Below are 10,303 nucleotides of genomic sequence, written 5' to 3'. Positions count from 1 at the left end.
GCGATGCCTTATACAAGACCTCGCACAAAAGATGGGTTTTTCAAAAAGCATGACTATGTGTATGATGAACACTTCGACTGTTACCTCTGCCCTGCAGGGCAGGTTCTGAATTACTCTACAAATAACAAGGAAGGCTATCGTGAGTATAAATCACCTAAGCACATTTGCGCTGGCTGCCCAAACTATCCCAATGTACCGGAAGCAAGGACCATCAAAAAGTGGTGACGAGGCATATTTGGCAGGATTATGTAGAGGAAACAGATCATTTGCGACACCGCAAGGATGTAAAACCAATCTATGCGGAACGCAAAGAAACGATAGAACGCGTATTCGCAGATGCAAAAGAAAAGCATGGCATGCGTGGGACAAAGTTAAGGGGACTTAAAAAATTGTCGATGCAGGCGATGCTTACTTTCGCTGCCATGAATTTGAAGAAGATGGAAAACTGGACATGGCAAGGTCCAGAAATGGCCTAATAAATAAGGCTAAGTGAGGTCCATTCACACTCAAAATAAGCAAAAATAGAAATAATTACTAAAAAGGAGTTCGGAATGAGACCATTCCGAACCCCTTTTGTCGACAATCTGAAACGTCTAAGCATTGAGCTTAGACGTTTTTGCTTATACTGGTGATACACGATTACTGGTTACTTTCAACTGGTACGTCCGGCCCTCTTCCATTGCCGCCATTACCTGGGTTGCCACCTTCCTCTGGTTCCTCTTCCTCTTCGTCATCTCTATTATTACCATTACCATTCCCATTGCCCTGTCCATTGCCATTACCATTACCCTGTCCATTCCCGTTACCTTCCCCAGGTGGTAATTCCCCAGGTGGTAATTCCCCAGGTGGCAATTCTTCAGGATCGGTTTCCGGCTGTTCTTCTTCCTCTTCGTTTGGATCAGGAACTTGGACAGCTGCAGAAGCCGGTTCGCTTCTTTGATCGTCAGATATAGCGGTAACGGAGAATGTATATGCACCAGGAGCAGGATTAGCAATGGTTAATTCCATGCCATCATCCACACTCAACACTCTTTCACCCGCGCCATCAACTGCAACCTTGACCTCAAATTCAACATCCTCATCTGATTCAGGATAATCCCATTCCAGCTTAATTTCCTTGGATTCCTCATCAAATGACGCTTTTACATTTTGTGGACCTTCCAGTTTATCGAATTCCTTCGTTACTTGTGTCGGTTCGGTTCCTTTAACAAAGTATTCATAAACGATTCGATCTTTCGGCGTATACTCACTTGGCAGCATTGCCGGATCAGAGCCCTTAACAATGCCGACCTTCACGACACTGCTTGGTTTTTTAAAGTCTTTCGTTTCCTTCCCTTGAGAAACGTGTGACATTAACTTGCGGAAGGCTTCTTTCGGGATCGCCTGTGAGCTTTTACCTAAAAAATTTCTTTTATTGTCATAACCGGTCCAAACGGCGGCGGTATAGTTTGTCGTATAGCCGACAAACCATGAATCCGGCGCACCTCCGGGCTCTACATTATAATCCCGCTTTTCTTCCTCGGTATAGTTGGTTGTCCCGGTCTTTCCAGCTACCGGCAACCCCGGTATATTAGCTGCTCTCCCGGTACCGTAGCCGGCTGTTAACACGCTTTTTAGCATGTCGGTGACGATAAAGGCAGTGGAATCTTTCATAACGGCCCTTGATTCCGCTTTGTTTTTAATTGTAGTGGTTTTATCCCTTAAAACGATCTTTTTGACGGTATGCGGTTCATTATAAATGCCGCCGTTTCCAAAGGCGCTGTATGCCCCAGCCATTTGGAGGGAGGAGACACCCAGACCTGCTCCTATGGCACCGGATTCCGTCATCGGTTTCTTGAATGGTATACCCAAATCTTCACCAAATTCCTGAGCCCGTTCCAAACCTACTTCCTGGGCTGTCTTGAGGGCAGGAATATTTAATGAGCGTCCGAGTGCTTCCCGGGCACTCACTTTTCCATAATGCCTTCTCGAAGCGTTATTTATCTTTTGACCAGTCGAGTATTTATAGGGTTCATCAAGAATTTGTTCATAGGTGGACCATTTCAAATGCTCAACCGCCGGCCCGTAATCCAGGATCGGTTTAATAGTGGATCCGGGGGAACGCTTGGTATCCGTAGCAAAGTTGAACCCTGCATTGAATTCATCTTTTCTTGAACCTCCGATAGCACGGATTTCCCCGGTTTTCGTATCAAGCAGTGTAATCCCGGTTTGCAATTTTTCACTTGGGAATTGAATGACTTCATTCGTAGTCATCATTTTGTGTACATATTCTTGGGCATCTTTATCAATAGTCGTATAAATTTCAAGCCCGTCAGCCGAGATGTTATAATCACCCATCTCCTCAACTTCCTTGATCACCTGGTCAACGAAAACATCGTAAGGAGAGGTATCGGCATTGTTTTTTCCTCGTTTTGCAAGTCCCTGCTCAACGGGGATGGCCTGTGCCTTTTCCATTTCATCCTTGGTGATAAAGCCATGTTTATTCATCAAATGAAGCACAACGTTCCGGCGTTTTTCCCCGCGTTCGGGATAATCATAAGGATTATAGCGGTTAGGACTTTGCGGAAGGCCGACTAGCAACGCTGCTTCGTGCAATTCCAGCTCTTTCAGTTCTTTTCCATAATAGACATCGGCTGCAGTCGCAATCCCGTTCGCACGCTCGGAAAAGAAAATTTTATTGATGTACATCTCAAAGATTTCCTGCTTCGTGTACTTTTGTTCAAGCTGGATGGAAAGCCACATTTCCTGTGCTTTTCGTTTTAACGTTTTATCTGGTGTTAAATAGGAGCGTTTAACGACCTGCTGGGTCAATGTGCTTGCACCTTGAGAACCAAATCCGTCGGTGACATTGGCTAACACGGCACCGCCTAGGCGTCTGACATCAACGCCATGATGCTCATAAAAGCGGACATCCTCGGTTGCAAGGAAAGCATTCTCCACAAGCTTTGGTACGTCTTCATAAGCTACATATTCCCGTTTTTCAGGGCCAACTTCCGTAATTTCATTTCCTTCTTCATCTTTAATAATGGAAGGAACCGGATCTTTTAGCAGTTTTTCATCCAGCTCTGGTGCATCGCTGATGAAATAGGCGAAGGTTGCGCCTCCTGCAAGCATGCCGATAATTCCCAATGTGATTAGAAACAGAAAAATCCGTTTGAAAAGGCCTTTTGGTTTTTTCTTCTGTTTTCCTTTTTTCTGCGCCTCATTTTGCTTTCGGCGTTCTTCTCGTGTTTTATATTTTTCAGCCATTACAGCTACCTGCCTTTCTAAAAAAACAACCTAATTTTTTTCAGCCATGAGCAAGTCTATGACTTTAATATAGTCAATTCGCGGTTGAAATCCGAGCAGCATTTTAATTGAGCTCTCTTCGACTTCGTCTTTAGTGATCGACTTTCTCCCGCCTGACAACATCCTGTCCCAAAACAGGGCTAGTGTAGTAGATTCCATCAGGTATGTTTCGCCGGAAGCAGTAAATCTCATGATCACAAAAGCAATACCGCCTTGCTTTACGACATCATTCATATGCTCTATCTGGTGTTCATGGAAATTTTTAAGCGGAAAGGATGTCGGGCTTTTCGTTTCCTTTGCTTCAAAATCGATATATTTTCCTTGATAGACACCATTGTAATCAGTCGTCGATGCTTGTTTGAAGTACGCCTCCTTAATGACTGCCGCACTTCTTTGCGGATAATGCACATCGACTATTTGAATCGGTACCGGCTTTTTATGGATGACGGCAATGCCATTTGCCAAATAGTATTCATTGCTGTCATTCAAATCATCCTCTAGCGTTTTTCCGCGGTTGCTATAGCTCATTTGTTTCAATGGACGTGCATTCGCTTTTGAAGCGGCCTGAACAAACCTTCGTCCATTAGGGTAATGGAAAGCCATAAAACCCCTCCTTAGTTTAACACTCATCTATGATAGCAAAAAAGTAAGCAAGTGTTGAATAAAAGTGTTTACTTCTAAAAACGATAACATTGAACAACGTCTGGAACAAGATGATTTTAAACGAAAGAGGTGAACCTGAGTGGAGCGAACCAATCCGTATAACGCTTTGACAACATTTGAACAAAATCTCATTAAGAAAATTAATACTTTAACAGAAAAATGGAATAAAGACAATATATCCAGAACAAAAGCCTATGAATACTACTATTCCATCCACCCTGAAATCAAATGGGCCTTCCTGGCAGGAATGGTATCACGAAATGCCGGCTGGAATATGTGTGATCTTGAAGGCAAATGGATGCCGAAAATCGTCTCCCCACGCTTTCAACATGTGTTGTTCATCACATATGAGCGTGCCAATTGGCTCATTTTTCATGATGCGTACCCCAACTTTTGCTCTATCATTATTCGACGAAATACAAAGCATCTTTGTTTCACTTATTCAGATATTTTTCAATATCCGAGTTCTCTGAGAAGGAATGGACATTATTTTGGAATAGCCGTGATGAAAGAAGATTGATCGATGCGCTCATTATCAATGAGCAAAATGTAATCGAGGAACCGGTAATCCGCCATGATTTTTACAATCCGTTTGTGTTTCATTCGCTTCTATTTAATTTTCAGGATTGGATGCATTTTAGCACGGTGCTTTTTCCGATGTGTTCTGGGGATATTTACGGACTTTCTGTATCAGACTTTCGTAACATTGACGCGCGGATCGAACTCGGAAAAAAACTTTCATTGTTATTATTCGATCCGGAGCTGTTTCCGGCTTTTTATAAATTTGCCCGTTCAACAGAGCCGACCGGATCCAGACATGATTATGAAAAGTATCTTCCTTATTATAAGCGAAGGGATACCCCGTTTTTACGGATAGCTTATCCCATTATGTCCCATTCATTGCATGCGTTTAATCAATGGGACAGGAAAAAGCCCATCAAGAAAAAGTGGTTTAAAACACCGACTCTTCCTTCAGCCATCCAACTGAATGACTGGTACCGAAAAAAACAAAAGCAACTGCACTTTATAATCTATACAAAGGAATTGCTTTCAATAAAGAAGCAGAATATATGAAAAGCGCCAAGTAACCTGGAAGTAAGGAACATCGATTAAAATCTGCAACGTCCTGCGGCAAACGAAATTCTGAGTTTGGGTAATAGAACTAGAGTTTAGATAATAAATCTCGAGTTTGAATAATGAAGTTAGACCATCCTGGGCAAGTTGGGCCGCGTAAGCCATCACCTAAAGGTCTTGTTTTACGCAAATGAGTTACATTAGGATAAGAACTGGCTGGGCATTCTGCGACTAAGATCGTCGTCACATTGTGTGGCGATGTTTGCACAAGTCATATTCGTACTTTCAAAGTCAAAAAAGTGCTCTCCTATCTGGATAAAAACGGGAAAGACTTCTCAGTCTTTCCCGTTTTTATCCATGTTGATTAAGTTGACGGACGGTCGGGTCCTGACAATTTGGGATTTCCCCGGCCAGCCTTAGTGGCTTCCTGTTTCTCAGCTTTTTTTTCCTTTTGTTGTTTGCTTTCATTCGAATTCATCCAAACACCTCCTGGGTTTAGCTTTTGTAAAATGCATATAAACATTCCTTTGGTTTGTCAAAACGGGTAGAACTTTAAACAATATCTACTTTCTTTGCCGATTCCCTTCTAGTTTTGTCAGCTGTGAAGGTAACGCGTGAAATGCAAAGAATATACTATAAAACGAGAAGGAGGTCATGATATGGGAACGAGTAAAGCTGCCGTGGATATTTTGGAATTGTTTGGAGAGATTAGTGCCCGCTTGGACCAGTTGGAATCAACAATCGATGAGAGATTAAATACGGAACGCTGTCAGTTATGGGGAAATCAAATGGCGATGGTGAATTCCGTTCAGGAAGCATTTGAAAAAGCGGAAAAGAATTGGAAAGTAAAGGAATTTGAAGACCAAGCATTTATCTTAAAAAGAGATAGCGCGATTAACAAGCAGTTTCCCATCAACCCTGAATTAGGATATTAGAGTAGGTAGGTTGCAGCTCCTTCAGCTGCTTTTTCTTTTGAAGCTTGCCCACATTTCATATATACTGTAGGCAACTCAAATTCTGGAGGAAAAAATGATTGATAAAGCGAAAACGCTAAAATTGACCGAGACGTTAATCAGCATGTGTGAAAAAGCTGATCAAATATATGAAGAAGCAAGGTCCACCGGGCAGGAAAAAGACTTTTACAGTGTGGTTAAACCTTTTGCCGATGAAGTCCATCAAACTTGTTTGGAATGGGCGGATCAAGTGAAGAACTGGATGAATGAAGAAAGCTTCAGGCATCTTTTCCCTCAACAAATCGACCAGGCGTCACAAAATCTATCTGATGTGGCCGTCCAAGCTTTTTTTCCAAAAACAAGCTATAAGAGATTTAAAAGCCATGTGCAGTCCGTCCATTTTATCCTGCTAAGTACTTTGACGGAAATTAATCGAAAAATGGATATGGATTAAAGTTCACAGTATCCATGTATTCACCAATTTTTCTCTATCACATATAGTATATGAGCCAATGTGAAGAGAAGGAGGGAAGTCTAGTGAATAACAGGAACTCCGTTTCCCGCCAGGAAAGAAACAACGGTCATTACAGAAATGCAATGCCGGAGTTTTGGAACGGACATCCATACATGCACGGACAGTTTGCAGTACCCCAGGAAATGAACATGCTAGTGCCTGCAAACAACGGGATGGGATATTACCCGGGCCACGCGCCCCCCCCTCAATATGGGGCTGGAATGGAGGCATATCCAGGTTCTCAGCAGGTACTGCAACAGTATCCGCCTCCATACAAAATGCCGGTGCCGCCCGAGCCATATACTCCGATTCCGTTTCAGCAGCCTCCAAAGAAAATAAATTCGTTCAATCCATTCGAAAATCCGTTGCAGCCGATTCAAAAAAGACCGCCCGCAGGGGGACCTCAATATATCGCCAATCCGTATCCAAAGCAGCAATTCCTGAAAAAACCGCATTCTTCAGGCCTTCAATCTGTTCTGAACCAGTTCAAATTGCAGGATGGCTCGATGGATATTAACAAGATGATGAACACAGCTGGACAGATGATGAATACGTTCGGCCAAGTATCGGCAATGGTAAAAGGTTTTGGCGATAAGCTTAAAGTTTAAAAAGATAAAAGGGCCTCAAACCCAGATCAGAAAATCGGAAGCCTAAGCAGGCTTCTCATGGTCTGAAGGGTATGGCCCTTTTACTGTTATTCATTTATGGAAATACGCGTTCCTTTAAGTTTAGGAATTCTGATTTCCAGCACCCCGTCACGATGGCTTGCTGTGGCTTTCTGTTCATCGATGGGCTTCGAAAGCGAGATGGTCCTCGAACGGGCGATTGACGCATGTTTCTTTTTGGACAAGCGCTGGCTATCATTCGTTTCAATACCTGTCTCTTGATTCTTCACACTGATAATCACTCCCTGCGAGAGCATCTCTATATCGATTTGCTGTCTTTTTATACCGGGAAGAATGGCTCTAATGAGATAGTCCGTTTTCCTTTCAATGATTTCTACAGGAAAGCTCCGTTCTTGGGACGCACTGAAAAAATCATCCATTGATTGAAGAATTCCTTTCAACGGCTTTTCGGCAAAAATCCGGTCCATTGTCGTCTTGAATTCATTGAATACCTCACTCTGAGAAGGCTTTGGATTCTTTTTGTTTTCTGAATCAGACATATTTAATCTCCTTTCAAATACCGCTACTTAATAGGCTATGTCATGCAGAAATCAAAGGTGAATTTCCCTGCTGATTTTCCGCTTATATCTACGTGGAATTTCCAGTTGCATGAGTGCATCACTCCTAATCGCATCTTAAAAAAAGGTTCACCAATCAAAGAATTATCTTCAATTACTGTGATGTTCATCACGAAACATACATTTTATTATTGGTATGCTGGTTATGTTAATAATTAGGAGAGGGGAATAGATATGTTTTGTCATCAATGCGAGCAAACGCCAACTGGCGGCTGTAAAGTGATCGGGGTATGCGGTAAGGATGAGAATATTGCGAGTCTTCAGGATACAATCGTATTTGCGTTGAAAGGTATCGCGGCCTATCGGACACATGCGGCACAGCTTGGCTATACCGATCCATTTGTTGATCAGGTTACACATGAAGCGCTATACATGACTTTAACCAATTCCAATTTCAACACACAGGAACATATCGACATGGCGATGAAGGTTGGCAAGGCGGCAATCCGGGTTATGGAACTCTTAGATAAAGCACATACAGAAAGGCTTGGGGTTCCTGAACCAATTAGGGTAAGCCAAAATAGAATAGAAGGAAAATGCATTGTTGTCACTGGACATAACCTGTTCGCGCTTGAAGAGCTGTTGAAGCAGACAGAGGGTAAAGGGATTAACATTTATACTCACTCGGAAATGCTTCCAGCCCAAGGCTATCCCGCCCTTAAGAGATTTCCGCACCTGAAGGGAAACATCGGAAAGGCTTGGTTTGACCAGAGAAGGCTTTTTGAGAAATTCCCAGGGGCGATCCTTGCGACGACTAATTGTGTCATGCCGATTAAAGGCACTTATGCAGACAGATTTTTTTCTTATGAGGTGGCGGGACTTGAAGGAGTCCGCAAAATTGAAAATGACGATTTTACACTGCTTATTGAAAAAGCCTTGCAGTTGCCCGAAGCGAATATGCAATCCGATGAGACACTATTAACCGGTTTTCATCATCAAACGGTGCTTGGGATTGCTCCTGAGGTAATCGAAGCAGTCAAGGATGGTAAGATAAAGCGTTTCTTCGTTATTGCCGGCTGTGATGCTCCGGGAAAAGGCGGGGAATATTACCGGGAACTGGCGACTTCATTACCGCCGGAAACGGTAATTCTAACGACCTCATGCGGTAAATTCAGATTTAACGATGTAGACTATGGCACCGTACCCGGCACAAATATTCCGAGATACATGGATCTCGGCCAGTGCAACAACTCGGTGTCTACCGTAAAGATCGCGGCGGCGCTTGCGGAAGCATTCGATTGTCCGATCAATGAATTGCCGGTTAGTATTGTGCTTTCATGGTTTGAGCAAAAAGCGGTCGCCATTTTGCTGGGGCTGTTCAGTCTGGGCATCCAGGATATCCGAATCGGGCCAAAACCGCCTGAATTCATTTCAGAGGGTGTATTAGAAGTGCTGCAAGATACATTTAATCTCATATTAATTACAAACGCAAAAGGTGATATGGAAACGATGCTTTCACTATAAGAAAGTTGAATGAAACCGTCCGCTGACCGGACGGTTTTTTTGGCAGAAAGTACAAATACGTCTCTATCTTCGCCTTAAAAGGCTCGTCAATCGACGAGTTTTCTTTATTTGTGTGGAACGATTAGTTTAGAATATAACGAGAAGGGAAGTAGGAAATAAATACCGCCATAAGGAGGAACATATGACCGAACTATCATACGCTGATTATGGAACAGGGACGCCGATTGTGCTTATCCATGGTTTTTGCGGGAGCAGGGACTATTGGAAGGATGTCGTTCCATTATTAAAGGAAGATTTTCGGATTATCGCTGTCGATTTAAGAGGACATGGAGAATCATCCTGTGAGAACAATGAATTTGAAATCGAAGATATGACCGATGACGTATACCAATTATTGAAGCGGCTTGACGTAAAGGATGTGTATCTTTTCGGGCATTCACTCGGAGGCTATATTACGCTTTCGTTTGTCGAACAATTTCCTGAAATGGTGAAGGGGTTCTCCTTGATGCACTCAACAGCATTTCCTGATAGTGAAGAAGCGAAGGCTGGCCGTCTGAAATCGATCGAAACAATCGAAAACCAGGGGATGAACACTTTTATTGATGGATTGATCCCGAAGCTGTTTGCGGATAGCGGAGATCTCCATATCAAAACGGCTAAAGAGATAGGATACAGAACAAGTGTAAATGGCGCGATCGGTTCTTTGAAGGCAATGCGAAACCGTGGAGACCGCAACCATGTAATGGAGAATGCTACCGTTCCCGTTCTCCTGATTGCAGGCGGGAAGGACAAGCTGATTGCTCCGGAAAAAACATTTTCGGTTAAAGGCAAGGATTATATTAAAGAAGTCTTGCTCCCGGACAGCGGCCATATGGGCATGCTTGAAGATCCACAGAGAGTGGCCGATGAAATCAAGGGTTTTGTACCGCGCTAAATAAATTCTTAACCTTGGATCTTCACCATAACTGGTGGTTTATTATTGATTAACGTAATATCTCAGTTAATTTTGCAACAAAGTTGATTGGCGAGGATATGCGAACTCCTCGAAAAGGCATACGCATTTTCTCGTGCGGTGCCTATGCATGGATGATGATTCAACGTCCT

Annotated in this window: 8 protein-coding genes and 2 pseudogenes; 7 read left to right on the top strand and 3 right to left on the bottom strand. The window is 43.0% G+C overall.

What is annotated here, in order from left to right:
• Positions 1-476, top strand: a pseudogene (locus D0463_RS18770) (transposase); the annotation flags it as partial.
• Between the two features lie 163 nt (positions 477-639).
• On the opposite strand, the gene D0463_RS18765 reads toward D0463_RS18770, so the two are convergent.
• On the bottom strand, positions 640-3,249 hold the full coding sequence (locus D0463_RS18765) for a transglycosylase domain-containing protein (RefSeq protein WP_117308874.1): 2,610 nt from the start codon (positions 3,247-3,249) through the stop codon (positions 640-642).
• A gap of 30 nt (positions 3,250-3,279) precedes the next feature.
• On the bottom strand, positions 3,280-3,891 hold the full coding sequence (recU, locus tag D0463_RS18760) for a Holliday junction resolvase RecU (protein ID WP_117308873.1): 612 nt from the start codon (positions 3,889-3,891) through the stop codon (positions 3,280-3,282).
• A gap of 139 nt (positions 3,892-4,030) precedes the next feature.
• Between recU and D0463_RS18755 the strand changes: the two are divergent.
• The 4 genes and pseudogenes from D0463_RS18755 (at position 4,031) to D0463_RS18740 (ending at position 7,100) form a co-directional block, all read left to right on the top strand.
• A pseudogene (locus D0463_RS18755) lies at positions 4,031-5,025 on the top strand (DUF2515 family protein).
• A 659-nt stretch (positions 5,026-5,684) separates the two neighbouring features.
• Positions 5,685-5,960 carry a hypothetical protein gene (locus D0463_RS18750; RefSeq protein WP_117308872.1) on the top strand — a complete coding sequence of 92 codons (276 nt, stop codon included), beginning with the start codon at positions 5,685-5,687 and terminating at the stop codon, positions 5,958-5,960.
• A gap of 94 nt (positions 5,961-6,054) precedes the next feature.
• Positions 6,055-6,432, top strand: coding sequence for a YppE family protein (locus tag D0463_RS18745; protein WP_117308871.1), 378 nt, complete (start codon positions 6,055-6,057; stop codon positions 6,430-6,432).
• A gap of 83 nt (positions 6,433-6,515) precedes the next feature.
• Positions 6,516-7,100: a YppG family protein gene (locus D0463_RS18740; protein ID WP_254052860.1), complete on the top strand. Its 585-nt coding sequence runs from the start codon at positions 6,516-6,518 to the stop codon at positions 7,098-7,100.
• A gap of 86 nt (positions 7,101-7,186) precedes the next feature.
• Here the strand turns inward: D0463_RS18740 and D0463_RS18735 are convergent, their stop codons facing one another.
• Positions 7,187-7,657: an Hsp20/alpha crystallin family protein gene (locus tag D0463_RS18735; RefSeq protein WP_117308870.1), complete on the bottom strand. Its 471-nt coding sequence runs from the start codon at positions 7,655-7,657 to the stop codon at positions 7,187-7,189.
• A gap of 252 nt (positions 7,658-7,909) precedes the next feature.
• Between D0463_RS18735 and hcp the strand changes: the two genes are divergently transcribed.
• Together hcp and D0463_RS18725 are read left to right on the top strand one after the other, a co-directional pair.
• Positions 7,910-9,199, top strand: a complete 1,290-nt coding sequence (hcp, locus tag D0463_RS18730; RefSeq protein WP_117308869.1) for a hydroxylamine reductase — start codon at positions 7,910-7,912, stop codon at positions 9,197-9,199.
• A gap of 181 nt (positions 9,200-9,380) precedes the next feature.
• The gene (locus D0463_RS18725; protein WP_117308868.1) at positions 9,381-10,133 is read left to right on the top strand and encodes an alpha/beta fold hydrolase; all 753 of its coding nucleotides are present in this window, start codon (positions 9,381-9,383) and stop codon (positions 10,131-10,133) included.
• The last annotated feature ends 170 nt before the right edge of the window (positions 10,134-10,303 follow it).

It is taken from the genome of Bacillus sp. V59.32b (assembly GCF_003429085.1).
GTDB lineage: Bacteria > Bacillota > Bacilli > Bacillales > DSM-1321 > Peribacillus.
This window is presented reverse-complemented; position numbering and strand designations above follow the sequence as displayed.

Bases quoted from the DNA above. Each gene is read 5' to 3' on its own strand.
- D0463_RS18765 (WP_117308874.1), bottom strand. From the start codon at position 3,249: ATGGCTGAAAAATATAAAACACGAGAAGAACGCCGAAAGCAAAATGAG.
- recU (WP_117308873.1), bottom strand. From the start codon at position 3,891: ATGGCTTTCCATTACCCTAATGGACGAAGGTTTGTTCAGGCCGCTTCA.
- D0463_RS18750 (WP_117308872.1), top strand. From the start codon at position 5,685: ATGGGAACGAGTAAAGCTGCCGTGGATATTTTGGAATTGTTTGGAGAG.
- D0463_RS18745 (WP_117308871.1), top strand. From the start codon at position 6,055: ATGATTGATAAAGCGAAAACGCTAAAATTGACCGAGACGTTAATCAGC.
- D0463_RS18735 (WP_117308870.1), bottom strand. From the start codon at position 7,657: ATGTCTGATTCAGAAAACAAAAAGAATCCAAAGCCTTCTCAGAGTGAG.
- hcp (WP_117308869.1), top strand. From the start codon at position 7,910: ATGTTTTGTCATCAATGCGAGCAAACGCCAACTGGCGGCTGTAAAGTG.
- D0463_RS18725 (WP_117308868.1), top strand. From the start codon at position 9,381: ATGACCGAACTATCATACGCTGATTATGGAACAGGGACGCCGATTGTG.